Genomic DNA, 21,983 nt, shown 5'->3' on the forward strand with positions numbered 1-21,983 from the left:
AGCGAAGCGACAGCAACAAATGTTTTATCTGTGCGAAAGCGAAGCGACAGCAACAAATGTTTTATCTGTGCGAAAGCAGAGCGACAGCAACAATTGACATAACAGTCTTTCGAAAACACAAAAAGCATTTGGAAGTATCCCAAATGCTTTTTGTCATGCAATATAAAATTTGATTTACATAAATTCTTTTACTAACTCATTAAAATCATTTTCGCTCATTTTAATATCGATATCCGTTAATGGTAGCTCTGAATAGCCTGGTACTTTTTCTTGATAAGAAGCTGTTTCAGTATCTTGATAAATAATACCTGTTACTAAACCTTCATGCTCCATTACTGTACGCATGGCCATACCGCGGTCAGAATTGTCATAGTCCTCGATATCAGCAAGCTTCGTTAAGTTTTCTTTGAACCAATCGTACGTGTTCACTTTGTTATACGTAACACATGGTGAGAATACGTTGATGAATGAGAAGCCTTTATGATTAATGCCTGCTTCAATTAAAGCTGTTAATTCTTTAATATCTGTTGAGAAACCTTGTGCCACAAATGTAGCTCCACTTGTTAAAGCGACTTCTAACGGTTTTAATGACGGTTCAATCGCACCACCTGGCGTAGATTTTGTAATAAATCCTGCAGCAGAACGCGGAGAAGTTTGCCCCTTAGTTAAACCATAGATTTGGTTATCCATAACAACGTATGTGATGTCAATATTACGACGGATAGCATGGATAGTATGACCCATACCAATTGCAAAACCATCGCCGTCACCACCAGAAGCGATAACGTTTAAGTCACGGTTAGCCATTTTTAAGCCTTGTGCAATTGGTAATGCACGACCATGAATACCATGGAAACCGTACGAATTAATGTAGCCTGAAATACGACCAGAACAGCCAATCCCAGAGATCACAGCTAGCTCGTTTGGTTCAATTCCAACGTTAGCCGCGGCGCGCTGAATCGCTGCTTGAACAGAGAAGTCCCCACATCCTGGGCACCAGTTTGGTTTCACTGTATTACGAAAATCCTTAAATGTTGCCATTAGCGAGTCAACTCCTTCACACGATTTTCTAATTCACCTGGCAAGAATGGTGTACCATTATATTTTGTAATCGTCTCGATTTTATCGTGACCACCAATATTCATCTTCATAATATTAGCTAATTGACCTGTATAGTTATTTTCCACTACGATTACTTTTTTCGCTTTTGCTACAAGCGGTGCCAATTCAGCAGATGGGAATGGGTGAATTAAACGAATATGTGCATGATTCACCTTCAACCCTTGAGCATTTAATCGTTCTTGTACTTCTTCAATAGCTCCACGTGTTGAGTTAAAGCCTACTAATAAAATGTCAGCTTCTTCGTGTGGCACATTTGAATAGACTGGATTTTCAAATTTCAAGGCCGCTAGCTTACGGAAACGTTTATCCATTTGTACTTGACGGTTACCAGTCGCTTCAGATGGTTTACCTGTTTCATCGTGCTCAACCCCTGTTACATGGTGAATACCGTTTAACGTACCAGGTAGCACACGTGGTGAAATACCGTCTTCCGTATTTTCATAACGTTTGAAGTATGCTTTATCAGCCGCTTCTTCAATGTCGTCTGTAACAATTTTACCGCGACGAATTTCAATTTTACTGTAATCGAATGGTTCCACAGATTGTTTACCAAGAGATAATTGCAAATCAGTCATTAAAATAACTGGTAATTGTAATTCCTCGGCAATGTTAAACGCTTGAATTGTGTCAAAGAATGCTTCTTCCATTGTAGAAGGAGCAATCACTACTTTTGGAATCTCACCATGCGTACCATATAACATGGCCATTAAATCTGATTGCTCTTGTTTTGTTGGTAATCCTGTTGATGGACCGCCACGTTGAGTATCAACAACAACTAGTGGCTGCTCTGTCATACCTGAAAGTCCAAGTGCTTCCATCATTAAAGAAAGACCAGGACCAGCAGAAGCTGTAAAGGAACGAACACCACCAAAGTTTGCCCCAATTGCCATTGTCGCTGCAGCAATTTCGTCTTCTGTTTGAATAACCGTACCACCGAATTTCGGTAATTTTTTAATAAGGTATTCCATAATCTCAGAAGCTGGTGTAATTGGGTAGGCTGCCATAAAGCGTGTCCCAGCTGCAAGCGCACCTAGAGCTATTGCATCGTTCCCAATCATAAACATACGGCGTTTACCATCTGCTGGTGCTAAAGCCCATTCACCTACGCGATCGCCTAAAAGCTCATTCATTAATTCATGACCACGTGCAATGGCCTCCATATTTTTCTGAACAACTTCTTCGCCTTTTTTGCCAAAAATATCATCTACAACATTTTGGAACACTTCGTCCTCTAAATTTAGCAAGGAAGCTGTTGCTCCGATCGCCACCATATTTTTCATCAACGAAGTGCCTAACTCTGCGGCTACCTCTGTAAAAGGTACTGCAAATAATGGCGCTTTTGAATCTTCTGGCTGCACTGGAGTAAATTTTGAATCCGCTAAAATAATGCCTGTTTCTGTTAGTTCTTTATAATTGACGTCGATTGTTTCTTGGTCGAACGCCACTAAAATATCTAAATCATCCGCAATTGAACGCACTTCTGTTGGACGAACTGTAATTTTATTATTCGTATGGCCACCTTTAATTCGAGAAGAGAAATGACGATAACCATATAGGAAATAACCTAAACGATTCATTGCCATTGAGAAAATTTCTCCTGTACTTTCAATCCCTTCACCCTGTTGCCCACCGACTTTCCATGAAAGCTGATGTAACATGTCAACAACTCCTTAGATCCAATGTGTATACTATTATTTTTCCTTCATAAGTTTAACACGAAGAAACAGACTACACTATTGTTATTCCCCGATTTAAACGAAAATCAGACCTTTGACTGAAAATCTTGTTCAAGAAGTTGTAATTTTAAAACAGCCAAGCAGCAATTTCACCTTAGTGTAATGGTTGCTGACGCTTTGCTTCCTCTACAAAAGCATCGGCTCAATAAAAAAATTCCAAAGAATCATCAGTCTTCACAACTTCTATACAACTAAAGCACCCGATCGCACAACTAACCAGAGTAAAAATATTTTTAACAAAAATTGATTATTAAAAACTAATAAGGCTCGATCAATTTTCGGTATTTTTCTCCGTGTATCCAAATAAAATTCTTCATCATTAATATTAGCTCTGTGTGGCGTCTACGGTTATGTAAGTATTGCTATAAAAAAGCATATTAATATTTTTTACATTCCACAATTCCCTAAATTCATTAATAGGGACTTTTCTATTGTAGCTATTGTTTTCATCATTACAATTCAACAGGTGCCTTAATGATTCTGCAAGGTAGAAATACTCCTTGTCATATCCTACGACAGGGACAAAATGTAAATTATTACGATTCTGATGCACTTTAATAAAAACAATTACGGGAGTTCCTTTACTAACTTCGTACTTTAATGTATTTATATTCCCTTTGTAGTAGTTTGTTTGAAATCCCTTTTCTCTTAACACCGTACGGATTCCCTTTGGATATACATTGCCCGCTCTTGTTTTACTAGGGAAATTAGGATATAACTCTTCACCATCTGCCACTATTCCAAAATGACGCAACACATATGCTGTTGAAAATGCTGCACATTCCCTTCTGTTTTGTATACCTATCCTATTATTTCGTTTAATTAGATAGTTAGCCGGATAATCTCTTTTTCGTAAAACAGGTTTAGGTAATGTCATTAAATATGCATTAATGATAGTTGAAATAATAATCCATAAAATAGCTGTTCTAACTATAAACATACTACTTTCCCCATTTCTTTGCGTCCATATCGAGACAATATTCTTTAGATGAATCATTAATTAATTAATCCGTTTTTTTCTCAATTTCCAATCTATTTTGTTCCAAAGCTACTTTTTCTCGTTCTAACTTGATTTGTTCAAGTTTTACATCATTTTTCTTTTTTATATCATATATAGCACAGCCAATAAGTGCGACAAACATAATAGCTATCAAAGAAAAGTAATCCATTAACACTCATCCCCCTTTTTGCTTTACTCAATTTAACACTCATTATACATATTTTAACTGTTTAATAGTAAAAATTCTCTCAAAATTGTAACTTTTCTGCTCCATTCCACAACCCTTCGGTTATGAGCCATTTAACATGTGAATATGTAAAGATGAACTACGCAATCTATTTAAACGAAAAAAATGCCTTGCAACTTATTATGTGCAAGGCATTTTACTTCATTACTTTTTTATCGAATACGTTTTTCCACAAGGAGCTTTAAAGCTGTACGTTCCTCACCAGCAATTAAAATATCGGCAAACGCCGGGGCGCAAATTAAATCTGTGCCACTTGGCGCTACAAATCCGCGTGCAATGGCTACTGCTTTCACGGCTTGGTTAAGTGCACCTGCCCCAACTGCCTGCATTTCTGCTTGCCCTTTTTCTCTGATTACCGCGACTAATGCACCTGCAACTGAATTTGGATTAGAGCGTGATGATACTTTTAATGAATCCACAATTATTCCTCCCCGTTTCGCGAATATTATTTACGCTCAACAACTCATGTCCCCCTTTTTTTTGGACCTTAAGTTATTGTCGATAGGTCATTTTATGCTCGGCAGGAAGAAAATAGACTATTTTCATTTCTTATATATCGAAACAATCTAAAAAGACTGAAAACTTATACCAAGAATTACTTTGTCAATGAAATAAATTAAGACTCCATGGCACTACCACGGATGATTTTCGTTCCAGGCTACTCGCTTTGTTGATGCTGTCGCTTCGCTTTCTTGCAGAGCAAGGCTTCCTGTGGGCCGCTTCCTCCGCTAAAAGAACGAAGGCTGAGTGCGTCACGTCCTATGACACCAACATCGTGTTGGCCTCAGGGTCTCGCCGAGTAGCCTTCGACTCCAATTTGTGCAATTAAGAATGAACGCTTCTTGCTCTTCGGAAGGTGGACGTCGATAAAAATTAAAAGTTAGGTGATAAAACGCGAAAGTTGGTCGATAAAATTCAGAAGTTGGTAGATAAAACGTGCAAGTTGGTAGATAAAATTTAAAAGTTGGGCGATAACTCCTGAAAAGGTCCCGCTCAAACTAAAAAAGTTGGATGTCATTTTGTTAAAACGTATGTCATGCGGATAAGTTGATTGAAGTGGAGGCCAGGCGACTCCTCGAGGCAATTTTTGAACAAAAAAAAACTATTGTGCATGTTTTCATACACAATAGTTTCTCGTTTTATGCTTGGAATGGATAATCTTCGTTTATATATACTCGTTCACAATGTAGGGCTTTTCCTGTTTTATCATCAATCTCTACAAAGAAGCCACTTAACACATCGCGTCCTTTTTTAGGCACTTCAAAACGAGATGGCATGTTTGTTTGGAATTTATAAATGACACTTTCCTTCGTCATCCCTAAGATTTCATCGTATGGACCTGTCATACCAACATCCGTAATATAGGCTGTTCCATTTGGATAAATACGTGCATCGGCTGTTTGCACATGTGTATGTGTACCAACGACTGCTGAAGCCTTTCCATCTAAGTGCCATCCAAGAGCAATTTTTTCACTTGTCGCTTCTGCATGGAAATCCACGAATACAAGTGGTGACGTTTTATGTGCTTCTTCGATTAATTTCTCAGCCATCGCAAATGGATCCTCATGAGGAGGTAAAAATACTCGACCGTGTAGATTAATTACAGATAATGTCACACCGTTTTTCGAAATTTGTACCATTCCTTTACCTGGTGCCTCATTTGAAAAGTTCGCCGGGCGTATTAAATACTCTGCATCATCAATAAAATCAAAAATATCTTTATTATCCCAAGTGTGATTACCCATCGTAATAACATCCACACCCATTTGTAACAAATCATTATAAATATTACGTGTAATGCCACGACCTGCCGCTGCGTTTTCACCATTGGCAATAACAACGTCTGTGTTATATTTTCTCTTTAAGCGTGGTAAATATTTTTCCACTGCATCGCGGCCAATCGAACCAACGATATCTCCAATAAATAGTACTTTCATTTGACAAGACCACTCTTTCTTTAATTAGCACCTTTTAGTTTACCATCTACTCCTAGTAAATCGCAAAATAAAACGCAAACTCATCCTGGATTTGCGACTAAGATAAATTATTAAATTTCAATTATCTGTATATTGATAATAATATTGGCTTTTCGGCATGCTATATTTATTTAACACAACACCAATAATGTTGGCTTTCGAAGCTTCTAAGAGTGTTTTCGCTTTTCTTACATCCTCTTTTTCTACAACACCCGCACCAACGATTAATAACGAACCATCGCATTTATTAGATAAAATTTGAGCATCGGCTACAGGTAATAGCGGGGGGGTATCGAAAATGATAAGATCAAATTGATGATTCACCGCTTCTAAAAAACTATCCATAGTAGAGGATAACAGTAATTCTGCTGGATTCGTCGGGGTTGGTCCACTTGTAATGATAAACAACCCTTCCACAGATGTGCCCTGTAATACTTCATCATACTGACATTTTCTTTCTAATAGTGATGATAACCCAAATATATTGATAATATTAAATATATTATGCAATGTCGGTTTACGCATATCAGCATCTACGAGCAATACCCGTTTTCCTTCTTGTGCAAAAACAACACCAAGATTGGCAGCATTTGTTGACTTTCCTTCACCTGGTATAGAAGACGTAACTAATATCGTTTTAAGACCTTGCTTTGGCATAGCAAACTTAATATTCGTACGAATGGTCTTAAATTGCTCAGAAATCATTGATTTTGCATCTAAAACTGTAATAAGTTGACGCGGTTTTGTTAATAGTTTCTGGTTCTTTTTCTTTTTGGAACGAAGCATTTCTATGTCCTCCTAGCTTTACGGGATTTATAATTTTTTTCGGTGGGAAAAGCACCAACCAACCCCATAACAGGCAATGCTAAATCTTCAATATCCGACTCAGTCTTTATTGTTGTATTTAAAAACTCCAACAATAGAGCAAACCCTACACTAATTACAAACCCAATTACGGTACCCAAGACTATATTGAGTAATTTATTTGGTTTCACAGGGCTAGAATCTTTACTTATTTTTGCCTCCGATAAAATATTTATATTATCAACACTCATTAGTTTCGGGATTTCTTCTTTAAATACAGTAGCAACTGTATTCGAGATGGTAACTGCTTTTTCTAAATCCGTATTTAAAACTTTAATATTAACCACTTTGGAGTTACTTTCGCTTGTTACGATTATTTGCTCAGCCAACATTTCTGTTGTAATGTTTAGCTCAAGCTTATCAATAACTTTGTTTAAAATAGCAGGACTCTTAATGATGACATTATACGTATTGATTAATTGTAAATCCGTCTCTAACTGTTGTGCCTGGGCATACGCTTCTTGACCATTCACTTTTTGATTCACTAAAAATTGCGTTTGTGCTTGATAGATAGGCGTAATTACAAAGAAACTTATAGCAGTTGTAATACCAATCGCAACAATAGTAAGACTTAGAATAAGGTATATTCGTTTACACAGTATTTTAAATATTTTTTTTAAGTCAATTACTTCTTCCACCTAAATTCCCTCCCTCGTCAAACCATTGTCGTTGATGTTTAACTTTCGTATTATTCGGCACTTTAGTTCGATTTACTTCGATTCTTCACCAAAACATATATTGGATCGTATATTACGCTTCTCTTCAGGGCTTTCAGCTTGTATGACTGACGGAAAAACATTGCTACTTTCCCCGCTGGAAGTTTTGCTCTGTAGCAAAAAGCGTAGCCGAACAGCTATACTCGCCACCCTCCGCTCATGTACTTTTTTGTGTTAAAAACAGATTTAGGTGTTGAACCATTCATTTCAAAAATTCATTTGTTGATGGAATTATTAAACGTTTGTAATAGTTCTAACGTCTTTTGTTTATACGCTTCTACACCTGGCTGATCGAACGGATTAACTCCTAGTAAACTTGCACTCATTGCACATGCCTTCATAAAGAAATAGATTAAATAACCTATGTGATAGGCATCCAGTTTTGGGAGCATCAATTGAATGACAGGTACACCACCCTCTGCATGAGCAAGTGCTGTTCCATTCATGGAAAGCCCATTAATTTCATTGAATGTTCGTTTCGATAGATAATTCAAACCATCCTCATCTCGCACATCATATGGCACCTTACAATCATTATCTATTTCCTTAAAATGCAGTAATGTTTCAAATAGGATCGGACTTCCTTCTTGAATAAACTGACCTATAGCATGTAAATCAGTCGAATAATTAACTGTCGCAGGAAATAGACCTTTTCGCTGTTTCCCTTCACTTTCACCAAACAACTGCATCCACCATTCATGGAATTTACATAATGCAGGTTCAAATGAAGCGAGCAACTCCACTTTATACCCTCGTTCAAACATCAAATGTCGGAACACTGCATATTGATAGGCTTCATTACGCTCTAGCGCTGTATCTTGCAATGTTAACGCAGCATCCCTAGCACCTGCCATAAGCATCCGAATATCAACACCTGCAACCGCTGCTGGTAATAGCCCTACCGGAGTTAACACCGAATAGCGACCACCTATATCGGCTGGAATGTTAAATTGTCTATAACCTGTGCGATCTGCTATCTGCTTCAGACGTCCGTTTTCGGCATCTGTCGTCACAATGATTCTGTCAACAGCCTCTTCCCCATAACGTTTTTCCATAAACTGTCGCAACACACGAAATGCGAGTGCTGGTTCCATCGTTTCCCCAGACTTCGAAATGACGTTCACATACACACTTTTATTCGCTAAATATTGAAGCAAACTATTAATATAGGAACCACTCATATTTTGTCCAACATACATCACTTCAATACCATCAGTAGAACAAGTAAAATAAGGTGACAACGCATCTTGGATGGCACGTGCCCCTAAAAATGATCCCCCCACACCAATAACAACAAGTACATCTGCATACGCATGAATTTCTCGCTTAGTATCTTCAATACGCTGCAATAAAGCGCGCTGATTTTCAAGAGGCACTTGTAACCAACCCGTTAACATCTCTCTACTCTCTGCTAAATGACGGTGAATCCACTCTACCTCCGCCTCATATATTGACCAATCTTGCTTCGTGATTTCAAAATTGAAAATGCTCATTTGAATAGTACGAATCGTCAAATCATCTCTTCCAATCCTATAATTTGGAATTCCTACTGGCGTAAATTATTTTAATTCGAAGTGACTCTCCCTAAGTTCCTAAGTTGCTCCACTTTATTTAACAGTAAATTGGTAACCGCTTCATGTAACTCATCACGATCCAACGCAAAATCAATAATTGTCTTAATAAAGCCAATATGCTCTCCAATATCATAGCGGTTTCCTTCTATTTCAAATGCAAATACACGCTGACAACTATTTAATGCTTCAATCGCATCTGTTAATTGAATTTCACCGCCCTTACCTTTTTTTTGTTCATCTAAAAAGGTGAAAATTTCAGGAGTTAAAATATACCTTCCTATGATGGCAAAATTTGATGGGGCATCTCTAAAAGCAGGCTTCTCGATAAATTCCCTTACTTCCATCAAACGGTTTTCTGTTGAAGCCGGGTCAATGATTCCATAACGATGAACATCAACATCTGGAACCTTTTGCACGCCTATAACGCTCGAATACGTTTGATCATATTGTTCGATTAATTGTTTCAGACACGGAATCTCATTTTTCACAATATCATCACCTAAAAGGACCGCAAAAGGCTCATTCCCAATAAACTTACGTGCACACCATATCGCATGACCAAGGCCAAGAGGTTCCTTCTGACGGATATAGTGAATATCTACTTTAGAGGAGGCCTTTACTTTCTCAAGCATATCGAACTTCTCTTTTTTTAGTAAATTTGCCTCGAGCTCAAACGCATTATCAAAATGATCCTCAATTGCTCTTTTATTTTTACCTGTAACAATAATGATATCCTCAATACCTGAAGCAACTGCCTCTTCAACGATAAATTGTATAGTCGGTTTATCGATAATCGGCAACATTTCTTTCGGCATTGCCTTTGTAGCTGGCAAAAAACGCGTGCCCAATCCTGCTGCAGGTATTATGGCTTTACGTATTTTTTTCATGCAATCTCCCTTCATGTAAGGCTGTCCTCCTCTACGGCATGTGTTTAATTATTCATTCGCGGGTTTATTTTACTTTTCAATATATTAATAACGGTTACTTTTTATTCAAATTTATAATTATCTTTTCCAACAAGATAGAAAGATAACACTTTTCACTTTACGTTCTCATTCCTACAGGCTGTTCAAGATGATGTCATACTAATAGGAATCCCCGCTAACCTTGTCCTGTTCTCATAGAAAAACACCTCCACGTTGATTTGATAAGGTACAATACCTGTTTTACAACGAAAGGTGTTTTTCTATGTCTCATTTTTTAAGTTAGCCTTTTCACCATTCTTAACTTGTCAATCTAGTTGAAACGTATTTTATCGAAATGTTAAGTAAGAAAATACACATCCGGTAAACAGCTTGAATTGGCGTCATGCCAAGGTGATTTTTATAAATTTTCCAGTTCCACGTTAAACCTTTGAATTTATTTCTGCTTATGGAACCTGGTGTAATTCGATAATAGGCAAGTACTTCCTTCATTCCGTAAGCCTTGATCTCATAATCTTTTAAAATATCTAGCCAAAGAGCATAATCTTCATGCTTAGTCTTCTTGAAAAGTGGTTTAGCAATTTTACGTGTATCTAATACAACTGTTAAACATCCAAAGTAATTAGCACGCAATAATTTTTTATAATTTACTGGTTTTTTACATATCTTAACGATTTTCCGTGTTCGTTTATTACTTTCTGTTATTTCTTGATATTGTGTATAGGAAAAAGCTACATCAAGTTCCAGCATGAAATCGAGTTGTTTGGATAATTTTTCAGGATGCCACAAATCATCACTATCAAGAAAAGCTAAAAATTGTCCTTTTGCCTTTTCAATTCCAGCATTTCTGGCATTCGAAACACCACCGTTTTGTGTCAAATTAATAATCTTTATTCGACTATCCTTATATCCTAGTAGTATTTGGTGACTATTGTCTGTTGACTTGTCATTAATAATTATCAATTCCCAATTTTTGTACGTTTGATTTAGAACAGATTCAATGGATTGGCCAACATACTTTTCCGCATTGTAAACAGGCATAATAATTGATACTAGAAAGTTATTTTTATGCAATATACCATCCTATTTCATAATATTTTTAAATGTATAAGCAAGAATTAAATTAAATTTTAATGTATAACAAACTGCATAGACCTTAACGAATAAAGGTATCAATATTTTTGTTCGATTACTCTGACAGTATGCTATTACTTCTTTATCTGTCTTCAATCTAGCCATGAATTGCATTATCTCTCTATTCTGCGTTTTATCAATAGCCGCTGTTATTTGTGAAATGCTTGCACCCGATTTGACATAGTTTTTTAGAGAACTATTAAACAAATGAAATACTAAGATAGCGTATATACTTGTCATATTCGAATCATTTCTTTTCAAATAATCAATGTACTTTTCTGCCAAATTTAAATACTGTTCTATAATTTCAGGTTTAGGTTGTTTCATGAGCGAACCATTTCGTTGCAAATAAAAATAAAAAGATGAATTGATACTTATTATTTTTTTTATATGCACTAAGTAATATAGATTAAATAGCTTATCTTCTGAGAATATCTCACTATTTGATTCAAATCGTATATGGTGTTCTTTAATAATCACATTTTTATACAATTTATTACAAACTTCATCCCCATGTTTGTAGTTAAAGAAGTATTCATAAAGGTATCCTTTTAATCCCAATTTTCCAATATCGATCTTCTCTTGCTTCATTTTCAAAAAATTCTTATCCATTTTATCGTCGTACACTTTCGTATAATCACATACTACTAATTGTGCTTCGTGCTGTTCCATTTCATGTACCATGGATTCAATCATATTCAACTCTATCCAATCATCGGCGTCCACGAATAGTATATATGCTCCACTGGCCTTATCTAATGCAGCATTTCTAGCAGAAGACAGCCCACCGTTCTGCTTATGAATTACTTGAATCCGTGAATCTTGGACAGCTAATTCATCCACCATCTTTCCACATTTATCTGTAGAACCATCATTGACTAAAAAAATTTCTAGATTTGTATACGTTTGATTTTGAACTGATTGTACACATTTTTGTAAGTATTGCTCAACATTATAAATTGGAATAATGACACTGACTAACTTCATAGTTTCCCCCAATTTAAATTTTATAATTTTCACTCTAACTTTATCTGTTCACGGTACAGATATTCTTTTTCTGTCATACTGTATCGCCAAATAAGCGCTAGAAATAAAAATAAATATTCACTCGCAATTAGCGAAAGGAACATTAATGAAATTGAAATTGAAACATACGTCCCTAGAAGAAAAGCCTTTGATTTATCCATCCATACAATTGACATTATTCTAAAAAATAATAGCGCCCAAAATATAAAGAATAATACGGATCCAATTACACCCGACTCAACTAATATTTCTAAAAAAGTATTGTGCATATAAATTCCTTGACCAAAAAATTCTGCACTATAATCCCTAAAATTATATATACCAATACCTTGTACAGGGTTGTTTAAAAAGAGCGACAAACCATTGTTCCAGATTTCAATTCTGCCACTACCACCATCCTTACTAACAGATTCCATTCTTTTTATCAACATCTGGTAGATATCGATATGCATCACTTTTAATACGATAAAGTAACTTATCCATGTCATTATAGGTACGATAAAAAAAATTCTTATTTTTGTTTTCACATTAAAAAAAGCGATAGTAATAACAATCCCTACTAAGGTTGCTAATAACCCTCCCCTTGAAAAAGTTAGTATCGTTGTTATTAAGGCTAAAACAAATCCAATCTTTCCTTTTTTGTCTTTCATATTTGCTAGAAAAAAGAACAAGAAGAACGAGTTGGATACAACAAATATATTAGGGTCTGATAATATTCCGATTAATCGAGGCATACTTCTATCTAGCATTAAGCCATAAACTCTAATGCCATTCCCATAAAAATTATACTTATTTGAGATTAAACCAAAGAGATAAAACAATAATGAAATTACGTTATATAATATTCCTACTGTCCCAATTATTCGCTCAAATTCTTTTAATGTAATAGTAGAAAATAGAAATTTAAATATAAAGTAAGAAAAAAGACCAATGAATATAGCAATAGTCAAACGAAGACTTGCCATCGGATATGTAGAAAATACTCCAGTAAGACAGTAGAAAACATAGAAGAAAATCATAAAAGTTTCATGACTTTGAGGCTTATGAAAAACAAATTTACTAAGGGTAAGCATAAAAATTATTACCATCAATATCATATGTGGTTTTAACGCAAAACCAATGTTTACATTCAGGTTACCTAAAAAAACACTAAATACTAAAATAAATATTAGAAGATAATTATTGGATATTCCTTTTTTTTCGTAAATAATTTTTCTCACCCCTTACTACCTACTAACTCAAATGATATGCATGTCAATTGATAACCATTTGAATAGAGAACTTGGCGAATGACTGCATTGCGATAAGCTTCGTTTGTACAAACCATTGTGCTATTTACTACTTATATGAAGGTGAATTTCTCTTTATACATGGTGAGAATGTTATTCAAAAGAGAAAGTAAAAATTGACTACTTGGTGAAAAATATAAAAGTGCTAAACTTTTACACCTGATTTTAGGTAAAATTCAGCACTTTTAATAACGAGGAATATTTTAGTCAATCACATAAATTAAGTTTTAATCTGTTCAATATCTTTGATTGTTAGTCTATATCCAAGCATCATCAATAATTTCCACTATGCATTTTAGCTGAAGTATTTTCTGCGGATTTCGACATATTCACCGACTAGGCTACTCGCAGCCAAGTGTAATAGTGATTTAATGGAATATTGCGGAAAAACACGCTCCAAAACGCCTTTTCATCATTTGCTCCCGATGATTTGTCCACTTTACTAACTCTTTTACAAAATGACGACCTTTTTCGTCTGCGTTTTTCTAACTTCTATCATCCTAAATATTGCTTTTCAAAATACTGTTGATATTGTCCACTTATAATTTGATCCCACCATGTGTTGTTTTCAACATACCATTGAATCGTTTGAGCAATGCCAGTTTCAAATGTGTATATGGGCTTCCAACCTAATTTCTCTATTTTAGTAGGGTCAATGGCATAGCGTTTATCATGAGCTAAACGATCTGTTACATACTTTATCAGTTTTTCCGATTTCCCTAATGTCTTGATAATCGTTTGAACAACTTCTAAATTGGTGCGTTCATTATGCCCACCAATATTATATATCTCTCCATTGACACCTTCATGTAACACCAAATCAATGGCCGTACAATGATCAAAAACATGTAACCAATCTCGTATGTTTTGTCCATTACCATATATAGGAATCACTTCATCCTTTAACACACGAGAAATAGTTAAAGGAATTAATTTTTCTGGAAACTGATATGGTCCATAGTTATTCGAACAACGCGTAATATTCATTGGTAATCCATATGTTTTATAATAAGCACGAACTAAACAATCAGAAGAAGCTTTACTTGCACTATATGGGCTATTTGGCAGTAATGATGTCTCCTCTGTAAAAAAAGTAGATGGTTCAAAATCCAATTCCCCATAAACTTCATCCGTAGATACATGGACGAATTTTGTAATGCCTACTTGTTTTGCTGCTTCTAATAATACTTGTGTCCCTAATACATTTGTTCGAACAAATACCGATGGATCTGTAATTGAGCGGTCTACATGACTTTCTGCTGCAAAATGAACTACATAATCGAATTGTTCCTTCTTAAAAAAAGCCATCACTAACTCACGATCTACAATATCCCCTTTTACAAATGTATAGTTATCATTTGTTTCGAAAGCCCGATGTTTACCTAGATCACCTGCATACGTCAATAAATCTAAATTATAAATTTCATAGGCAGGATACTTACTAATTAAATATTGAATAAAATTACCACCTATAAATCCTGCACCACCTGTAACTAATATTTTTTTTACCACAATTCCTACCTCTTTCAATGTATTGTTATAAGTGAATGATCCAAGGCATTTGGTATTTCCAGCAAATACTTACCATATTCTGTTTTCATAAGTGGTTGAGCAAGCTCTAACAATTGCTTACTTGTAATATACCCGCTTCTAAAAGCAATTTCTTCAATGCATGCGATATAAAGCCCCTGCCTCTTTTGAATAGCCTCAACAAAATTAGAAGCTTCAAGTAAAGACTCATGTGTTCCTGTATCAAGCCAAGCTAAGCCACGCCCCGCAATTTTGACCTTTAATTCGCCCATTCGTAAATATTCTTCAAGAATAGAGGTGATTTCTACTTCCCCGCGCACTGATGGCATTACATTTTTGGCAATCTCAACGACTTTATGATCAAAAAAGTATAAGCCTGGCACTGCGTAAGAAGATTTGGGTTTTTCCGGCTTTTCTTCAATTGAGATGGCATTCATCTGCCCGTCAATCTCTATTACTCCATATGCTCGCGGATCATTAACATAACAGCCAAAAATAATACTCCCAGTAGATAAGGTTGCAGCATCTTTTAGTCGACTACTCAAATCGGAGCCGTAAAAAATATTATCCCCTAATATTAATACGACAGGGGAATTATCAATAAATTTTTCTCCAATAATAAAGGCTTCGGCAAGACCGTTGGGATATTCTTGAACAGCATATTCGAAATGCATCCCTAAATGACGTCCATCACCTAATAGCTCTTTAAATCCTTCAAGATCTCGAGGTGTAGATATTATTAAAATCTCTCTAATACCCGCAAGCATTAAGACCGAAAGTGGGTAATAAATCATCGGTTTATCATATACGGGTAACATTTGCTTTGAAATCGATTTTGTTAACGGATAAAGTCGAGTCCCTGAACCCCCAGCTAAAATAATACCTTTCACCAAATTTCGCCTCTTTCTTTTTTATTGCTCAATATCGTTATTTTTCGTTTTTATCATCTAACTAATTCATGAATATCTAACATTTCTTTAATTTTACTAATATCGTTAAACATCATGACGTCAACTATTGAAAGGCCAGGCATAAAATCATTTGAGTATTGTTTGTATGGTGTTAGTATTGGTTGAATAAATTGAATTTCCAAATCATTGTCTATATATTTTTGCTGATTGTAAAAATCCTTGCCACCAATCGCATTAATATAGGTAGTCGCATTTAATGCCCTAGATACTTTAATTCCCCATTCATCTGCTGCGTTAGCCTCTTTAATAGTAGGGAATTTTTGCGACAGAATAGTAATACTCGTTTCTATACCTAATAATGCGCAAGTCTTTCTTAGAATTAAAGTAATGAATTGACTTAAATTGCTGTTACTATTTGTTAAACAATCCGTTACGAATTCCATAACATTCATAAAATACGGCGCGTTTTTATAAAATATTAATTGATTAAGAATCTTTTCTTGCCAATTTATATTACTATTTATGATAATGTCTTTAATTTTAGTTTCTCTAGGAGCTTTACATACTGGAACATTAAAATATATACTTTTTCCATGCTCACTCAAGAGTCGGTTCCTATTTATCCAACTTCTTCTCGTATATTGAGCATTATCAAAAATGACAAATTCATCTACTGAGTGTATCAGTTGGAAATATCCTAGATACGGAAAAAAATAAGGTTGCATTAAGGCTATCTTCATTCTAAGTGTCCCTTCTTACGTTAATAAAACTACTAATAGGTATCTTGATAATCCTTGAATACTAATTTTATAAAGATCAAATTTTGGAAATTCGAGGAACGAAGTAAAGACTTTGTTCACTTCCATTCCAATGAGATAATTAATTAAATTAAAAAATCCTGCTTCTATATAACCTATGACTTGCAAACTTTTGTTTTATAGATAACTTGTACACTATTCTTTCAAAAGTATACAAATTTTATCTACATCTTCTAGCATGAGATCGCCATACAATGGTAATGTTAAAACTCTCTCTGCAATATATTTTGCCACAGGTGTATCTTCAGCATTGAACTTATCTTTGAAGCATTCAAAGCTATACGTTAAAGGATAAAAATACTTTCGGGAATAAATATTATGTTTCATTAATTTCTCATACACTTCATCCCGCGAAAGTTGGAATCCATCAAACACTACAGGAAGGTATGCATAATTACTCGACACATCTTTTGGTGGGGACAGTAATTTAATACCTTTGATATCACAGAGATGTTCAACATATCTCTCAAATACTTTCTTTCGCTTCCCTATTTCCACATCTATATTTCGGAGATTACACAAACCCATAGCTGCCTGAAATTCATTCATCTTAGCATTACCACCTGTATACTCAATTGTTTCAGGTCCAGTAATACCAAAATTTTTATAAATATTTAATAAGTCTTTTATGTTAGAATCTTTAATGGTTAACGCTCCACCCTCAATAGTGTGAAAAACTTTAGTTGCATGGAAACTAAACATGGAAGCATCACCAAAGTTTGCAACACTTTCACCACCTACTTTTACCCCAAAGGCATGAGCAGCATCATATATGACCTTTAGATTATATTTCCTTGCTATACTTTCAATCTCTTTTATATTACATATATTTCCGTACACATGAACGGCTATAATAGCGGAAGTTTTATCCGTTATTAACCTTTCAATATTATCTGTTTCTATGGTGTAATCTTTAAGATTAATGTCCGCAAAAACTGGTGTTAAACCTTTTCGTACGATTGCATGCGTTGTCGATGCAAATGTAAAAGGTGTGGTGATGACTTCGCCAGTTAATTGAAAAGCTTCAATCGCGTATTCTAATGCTAGGTGCCCGTTAGAAAATAGCGTAATATTTTTTGTGTTCAAATATCGTTTCAATTCAGTTTCTAAAGCATTATGCTTTACACCCATATTGGTCAACCAGCGGCTATCCCAAAGATCTCTAATTTCTTCAGAGAACTCTATAAAACTTGGCATTGATGTCTGTGTTACTTGAATAGGCTTCATATATTCACCTTCTTGACGCTATTTATTTTCACAAATGAATGCTCAACATTTACCTTCACGAAGTTTGTGATATGTTCCATTTTCTCTAACATGTCATTTTCTGAAGGAAATTGTAGTATCATAGTGCCCAATTTTTCATTAGATCCTGAAAATGCTTTAATGTGTCTTTTTGATTTAACTAGCAATTCATATTCAACAATGCCATTTGCTATTTCATCATGCATTTCCACATTTATAAATACTCCGCTAGTTTCACTGTTCAATACATACACCGACCAATATCCTTGTGGTTCAACCATAGTCAAATCATTACAATCCTCACCTAAAGCCGCCTTAATTGTATATTCGATCATATCTACACCAGTTGCATATTTTGTTACTTGTGGAATCCAATCGCCACCATTTCTGGCAGCTATCTCAATAAGATAAATATTTTCTTGTTCGTCCACTCGAATATCAAAATTATAGGCACCTGATTTCATATTGAGTAAAGTCAACGCTCTTTGAATCTCTTTATGAATTTTTTGTTGAATATGCTCAGACATTGTGCATGGCCAGCTTGAACCAACTGGGACAAATGGATTTGGTGATGCTAATGTAGGAAAGTGCTCATTCGTAAAACTACGAAAAACAAGCTTTCCATTTACAGAAAAACCATCCCCCCCAACATGGTAACCATGCTTTTCTATATACTCTTCCACAATAAAACGTTTCACTTTCGAAAAACTTAAAGCGTACTCTATTTTTTCCTGCAAAATGTCAATGGAATCTATTTTTGAGACTCCTCTACTGCCTGAAGAATCAACAGGTTTTATCATTACAGGCATGTTAAAATTATGAAAATCAGCTTTAGCTTCTTCCACTGCTCGATAGCCCTTTGCTTTTGGAACATTAAAATTATTATTCTTCTGAAACTCCCGAAACAAATCCTTATTTGACAATATCTCTACAGATTCATAAGGATGTGACGGTAATCCTAGCCTTTCAGCAACATAAGCCGCAGTAGGTGCTGCAGGATCAGACGCATAACTAACTATGCCATCAATGTTTAACCATTTTGCTAATGATAAGACACCTTCCTTATCAGTAGTGCTGACATTATAGTAATCATGCGCATATTGATGCCCTGGATTTTCTTTTATATAATCACAAGTAATAACATAGTGGCCCATTTCTCTTGCTTTTTTTATTGCTGGAATTTGAGAATGTGCACCACCAAGCATTAATAATTTTTTCATTCTGTGGCCTCCTCATTTACAATAATTTTAGTAGTTGTATTCCTTCTAAACAGACCTTTTATAATCGATAGTAAATAAGTAAAGGCATCAAAATTAAATACTTTTGCTAACCCTACATATAAAACGATCCCTACAATTATTTGAATAATGAGCGTCACACTGTCAGTCAACCCAATCAAGTGGATTGGAAAAACAATAGCCCCCATCACTAAAGATGTTAGCAAGGATGGTTTTATATCTCTCCACTGTTCTTGAATGCTATAGTTTAATAATAGTAAATTTGGATATGCGTTTATAAAAGCCGATAAAATTCCAACTCCGAGCACTCCTAAAGCCATCATTTGAACACCGAATGGAATACTGACAGCTAAAATAATCAATCCTAATATAGTTTTCACAATTTCTAGTTTTAAAAAAATATCACTACGACCTAAAGCGTTAATTGCTTGTAAATTTGCAGTATGTATAGGCCATAATGCATAACTAACACAAAAAATTTGTAAGAATGGTACGGAAGGTAGCCATTTTTCTGTTAACACAATTTTAACTAAAGGCTCTGCAATAGCGGCCAGTCCGAACATCATCGGAAAAATTACAAACGAGCTCATAACGATGGAACGACGTACCATAACCTTTACTCTTTCTGCATTATCTTGATGGAAGGATAAGGTAGGAAGCATTACAGATTGTATGGAACCATTAATATTGTTAATAATTACGCTAGGAAATTGCTCACCCCGATTATAAAAACCCAATATTGCAGGGCTAAACATTTTACCAATTAACAGATTTCGAATATTCGAGCTAAGGGTATCAATTAATGATGAAGCCAATAACTTCCAACCAAATGTAAATAGGATCCTAATTCTTTCTATCGAAAAGAGAAATCTCGGTCGCCAATTTACCGTAAACCATAAAATGATCGTTACTATTAGTTGGTTTGTAATTTGTTGTCCAACTAAAGCCCAAACACTATATCCTGCATAGGCCATAGTTATACCAACAACACCAGATATAATGACGGCTCCCAAACTGCTATAGAACAGTTTTTTAAACTGCATATTTCGTGCAATAACTGCATGTTGAATTGAATTAAACGCACCGAAAAACAATGTAAAGGAAAGAATTCTTAAGACAGATACTAGTTGAGGTTCTGCAAAAAATGAGGCTATGAAAGGGGCTGTAAAAAAGAGGATGATATACAGGTTAGTTGCAACAAATAAGTTTAAATAAAATACAGAGGAATAATCCACCTCATCTACATTTTTTCTCTGAATCAATGCTGTGTTAAATCCACTTTGCACTATCACACCAGCTAATGTTATGAAAATTGCTACTAAAACAAGTAACCCAAAGTCCTCTGGAAGAAGTAAACGAGCTAATATAATCATCACGATAAATTGAATTCCCTGTGTCCCTCCACGTTCTAATAGCTTCCATAATAGAGAGGAAAGTACTTTAGATTTTGTTATATCATCGTCCAATTTATGATCCTCCTTCTAACAAATCTAAGAAACTTTGAGATACTTGGACTATATTGATCTATAAATAGTATTGATTTTTTCTTAAATCCTAAATTTAAATATAGCTCTCTATATTCTCCCGTCTTTGCTTCTTTAAATTTTCCCTGCTCAAGTAAAAGAAACAACTGGGTACTTTTCTTTTTCCTATCGATAACATCTCCATATTTATAGTTCGTATATAGGTTTATTTCATCCAACATATCTTCTATTTCACGAAAATGCTGCTTTTTTGTTTCTATATCAGAAAAGGTTCTACCTGTCCAAGAAGTACTATCCCCTACTCGATACGAAGACATCAACTCATCCATATAGTACACCGTACCTAGCAATGATAAATAAATAACTAAAGGGTAATCGCCAACAGGGGCATTTACAAGAAAATCTGGTCTCTCTTTTCTAAACTTTAGAGGATAAAACATAGAATTTGTTAGAAAAAGGCCTCCTCCTCCTTCGATGACTTCTTCAACTGAGAATTCCTTATTTCCTTTATTCGGACGGTTATATAATTCAAATTTCTTATCAGAAGCATTTACTACATTTCCTCCATGAACACATAGGCTACATTCAGGATGCTTCTCCATATAATCGAATTGTTTTTGCAATTTATAAGGGTCTAACCAATAATCATCCCCCTCACAAATTGCAATATATTTCCCCTTTGCTCGGATCATGTTAAGATGATCTACTGAAACACCTTTGGAATACTGATTTTCTGTTTGATAGATAGGCTTTATCAAATTAGGATATTTCTTTTCATACTCTCTAATAATGTCTGCAGTTCTATCTGTCGAGGCATCATCATGTATTAATATTTCAAATTTGAAATTTGTTTTTTGCTTTAAAAAACTATCAATCGCATCCGCTATATATTGTTCGTGATTATACGCGAGACAGTGAATACTGACCAAGATCTTTCCCACCTGATTTTCTCCCCCTGATTGTAGAACTAACTGTTTTTTTCTCAATCAATAAATTTAATCAATTCCGCTTTATAGCGATTAATTGTTACTAAAACCAAAACAGGAAGGTATATTTGATTTTTATCCTAATATACGAAGTTAGTTTATACTTTATTCCACCAGCGTCGCATTAAAATAATTCAACGCGTTTCTGGAAACGAATTTTCTGC

General features: G+C 35.0%; 20 protein-coding genes. All 20 read right to left on the reverse strand.

The features are described from left to right. Positions 1-174: 174 nt before the first annotated feature. Positions 175-1,041, reverse strand: a complete 867-nt coding sequence (locus tag MOK21_RS05935) for a 2-oxoacid:ferredoxin oxidoreductase subunit beta (RefSeq protein WP_249073038.1) — start codon at positions 1,039-1,041, stop codon at positions 175-177. Beyond that, the gene (locus MOK21_RS05940) at positions 1,041-2,780 is read right to left on the reverse strand and encodes a 2-oxoacid:acceptor oxidoreductase subunit alpha (protein ID WP_249073039.1); all 1,740 of its coding nucleotides are present in this window, start codon (positions 2,778-2,780) and stop codon (positions 1,041-1,043) included. The genes MOK21_RS05935 and MOK21_RS05940 overlap by 1 nt, the downstream gene beginning before the upstream one ends. Positions 2,781-3,183: 403 nt before the next feature. Next, positions 3,184-3,798: a cysteine peptidase family C39 domain-containing protein gene (locus tag MOK21_RS05945; protein WP_249073040.1), complete on the reverse strand. Its 615-nt coding sequence runs from the start codon at positions 3,796-3,798 to the stop codon at positions 3,184-3,186. Positions 3,799-3,862: 64 nt separating this feature from the next. After that, positions 3,863-4,027 carry a hypothetical protein gene (locus MOK21_RS05950; RefSeq protein WP_249073041.1) on the reverse strand — a complete coding sequence of 55 codons (165 nt, stop codon included), beginning with the start codon at positions 4,025-4,027 and terminating at the stop codon, positions 3,863-3,865. Between the two features lie 230 nt (positions 4,028-4,257). Further along, entirely contained in the window at positions 4,258-4,524 is a 267-nt protein-coding gene (locus MOK21_RS05955; RefSeq protein WP_004224903.1) for a stage V sporulation protein S, read from the reverse strand. A gap of 720 nt (positions 4,525-5,244) precedes the next feature. Continuing rightward, on the reverse strand, positions 5,245-6,042 hold the full coding sequence (locus tag MOK21_RS05960; RefSeq protein WP_249073042.1) for a TIGR00282 family metallophosphoesterase: 798 nt from the start codon (positions 6,040-6,042) through the stop codon (positions 5,245-5,247). Positions 6,043-6,159: 117 nt separating this feature from the next. Further along, entirely contained in the window at positions 6,160-6,867 is a 708-nt protein-coding gene (locus MOK21_RS05965; protein ID WP_249073043.1) for a CpsD/CapB family tyrosine-protein kinase, read from the reverse strand. A gap of 2 nt (positions 6,868-6,869) precedes the next feature. After that, a complete protein-coding gene (locus tag MOK21_RS23865) occupies positions 6,870-7,583 on the reverse strand; it encodes a YveK family protein (protein ID WP_249073044.1) in 714 nt (237 codons plus the stop codon). 293 nt (positions 7,584-7,876) lie between these two features. Further along, positions 7,877-9,175 carry a glucose-6-phosphate isomerase gene (locus tag MOK21_RS05975; RefSeq protein ID WP_249073045.1) on the reverse strand — a complete coding sequence of 433 codons (1,299 nt, stop codon included), beginning with the start codon at positions 9,173-9,175 and terminating at the stop codon, positions 7,877-7,879. A 50-nt stretch (positions 9,176-9,225) separates the two neighbouring features. Next, on the reverse strand, positions 9,226-10,122 hold the full coding sequence (gene galU, locus MOK21_RS05980; protein ID WP_249073046.1) for a UTP--glucose-1-phosphate uridylyltransferase GalU: 897 nt from the start codon (positions 10,120-10,122) through the stop codon (positions 9,226-9,228). 336 nt (positions 10,123-10,458) lie between these two features. Next, positions 10,459-11,232, reverse strand: a complete 774-nt coding sequence (locus MOK21_RS05985; RefSeq protein ID WP_249073047.1) for a glycosyltransferase family 2 protein — start codon at positions 11,230-11,232, stop codon at positions 10,459-10,461. A gap of 9 nt (positions 11,233-11,241) precedes the next feature. Further along, positions 11,242-12,279 carry a glycosyltransferase family 2 protein gene (locus MOK21_RS05990; RefSeq protein ID WP_249073048.1) on the reverse strand — a complete coding sequence of 346 codons (1,038 nt, stop codon included), beginning with the start codon at positions 12,277-12,279 and terminating at the stop codon, positions 11,242-11,244. Positions 12,280-12,308: 29 nt separating this feature from the next. Continuing rightward, positions 12,309-13,538 (reverse strand): O-antigen ligase family protein, encoded by a 1,230-nt coding sequence (locus tag MOK21_RS23870; protein WP_249073049.1) that lies wholly within the window; start codon positions 13,536-13,538, stop codon positions 12,309-12,311. Positions 13,539-14,102: 564 nt separating this feature from the next. Next, the gene (gene rfbB, locus MOK21_RS06000; protein WP_249073491.1) at positions 14,103-15,122 is read right to left on the reverse strand and encodes a dTDP-glucose 4,6-dehydratase; all 1,020 of its coding nucleotides are present in this window, start codon (positions 15,120-15,122) and stop codon (positions 14,103-14,105) included. A gap of 11 nt (positions 15,123-15,133) precedes the next feature. Then, complete coding sequence (rfbA, locus tag MOK21_RS06005) at positions 15,134-16,027, reverse strand: glucose-1-phosphate thymidylyltransferase RfbA (RefSeq protein ID WP_249073492.1); 894 nt, start codon at positions 16,025-16,027, stop codon at positions 15,134-15,136. A 53-nt stretch (positions 16,028-16,080) separates the two neighbouring features. After that, positions 16,081-16,788, reverse strand: coding sequence for a WbqC family protein (locus MOK21_RS06010; protein WP_249073050.1), 708 nt, complete (start codon positions 16,786-16,788; stop codon positions 16,081-16,083). A gap of 213 nt (positions 16,789-17,001) precedes the next feature. Continuing rightward, on the reverse strand, positions 17,002-18,093 hold the full coding sequence (locus tag MOK21_RS06015; RefSeq protein WP_249073051.1) for a DegT/DnrJ/EryC1/StrS family aminotransferase: 1,092 nt from the start codon (positions 18,091-18,093) through the stop codon (positions 17,002-17,004). After that, on the reverse strand, positions 18,090-19,331 hold the full coding sequence (locus MOK21_RS06020) for an ATP-grasp domain-containing protein (RefSeq protein WP_249073052.1): 1,242 nt from the start codon (positions 19,329-19,331) through the stop codon (positions 18,090-18,092). Before MOK21_RS06020 ends, MOK21_RS06015 begins: the two co-directional genes overlap by 4 nt. Beyond that, complete coding sequence (locus MOK21_RS06025) at positions 19,328-20,815, reverse strand: lipopolysaccharide biosynthesis protein (protein WP_249073053.1); 1,488 nt, start codon at positions 20,813-20,815, stop codon at positions 19,328-19,330. The genes MOK21_RS06020 and MOK21_RS06025 overlap by 4 nt, the downstream gene beginning before the upstream one ends. After that, entirely contained in the window at positions 20,800-21,774 is a 975-nt protein-coding gene (locus tag MOK21_RS06030; protein WP_249073054.1) for a glycosyltransferase, read from the reverse strand. The genes MOK21_RS06025 and MOK21_RS06030 overlap by 16 nt, the downstream gene beginning before the upstream one ends. Between the last annotated feature and the right edge of the window lie 209 nt (positions 21,775-21,983).

It is taken from the genome of Lysinibacillus sp. BPa_S21 (assembly GCF_023337795.1).
In the GTDB taxonomy this organism is placed as follows: domain Bacteria; phylum Bacillota; class Bacilli; order Bacillales_A; family Planococcaceae; genus Lysinibacillus.

Bases quoted from the DNA above. Each gene is read 5' to 3' on its own strand.
- MOK21_RS05960 (WP_249073042.1), bottom strand. From the start codon at position 6,042: ATGAAAGTACTATTTATTGGAGATATCGTTGGTTCGATTGGCCGCGAT.
- MOK21_RS05940 (WP_249073039.1), bottom strand. From the start codon at position 2,780: ATGTTACATCAGCTTTCATGGAAAGTCGGTGGGCAACAGGGTGAAGGG.
- MOK21_RS05990 (WP_249073048.1), bottom strand. From the start codon at position 12,279: ATGAAGTTAGTCAGTGTCATTATTCCAATTTATAATGTTGAGCAATAC.
- galU (WP_249073046.1), bottom strand. From the start codon at position 10,122: ATGAAAAAAATACGTAAAGCCATAATACCTGCAGCAGGATTGGGCACG.
- MOK21_RS06010 (WP_249073050.1), bottom strand. From the start codon at position 16,788: ATGAAGATAGCCTTAATGCAACCTTATTTTTTTCCGTATCTAGGATAT.
- MOK21_RS05965 (WP_249073043.1), bottom strand. From the start codon at position 6,867: ATGCTTCGTTCCAAAAAGAAAAAGAACCAGAAACTATTAACAAAACCG.
- MOK21_RS05945 (WP_249073040.1), bottom strand. From the start codon at position 3,798: ATGTTTATAGTTAGAACAGCTATTTTATGGATTATTATTTCAACTATC.
- MOK21_RS05935 (WP_249073038.1), bottom strand. From the start codon at position 1,041: ATGGCAACATTTAAGGATTTTCGTAATACAGTGAAACCAAACTGGTGC.
- MOK21_RS06015 (WP_249073051.1), bottom strand. From the start codon at position 18,093: ATGAAGCCTATTCAAGTAACACAGACATCAATGCCAAGTTTTATAGAG.
- MOK21_RS06020 (WP_249073052.1), bottom strand. From the start codon at position 19,331: ATGAAAAAATTATTAATGCTTGGTGGTGCACATTCTCAAATTCCAGCA.
- MOK21_RS05950 (WP_249073041.1), bottom strand. From the start codon at position 4,027: ATGGATTACTTTTCTTTGATAGCTATTATGTTTGTCGCACTTATTGGC.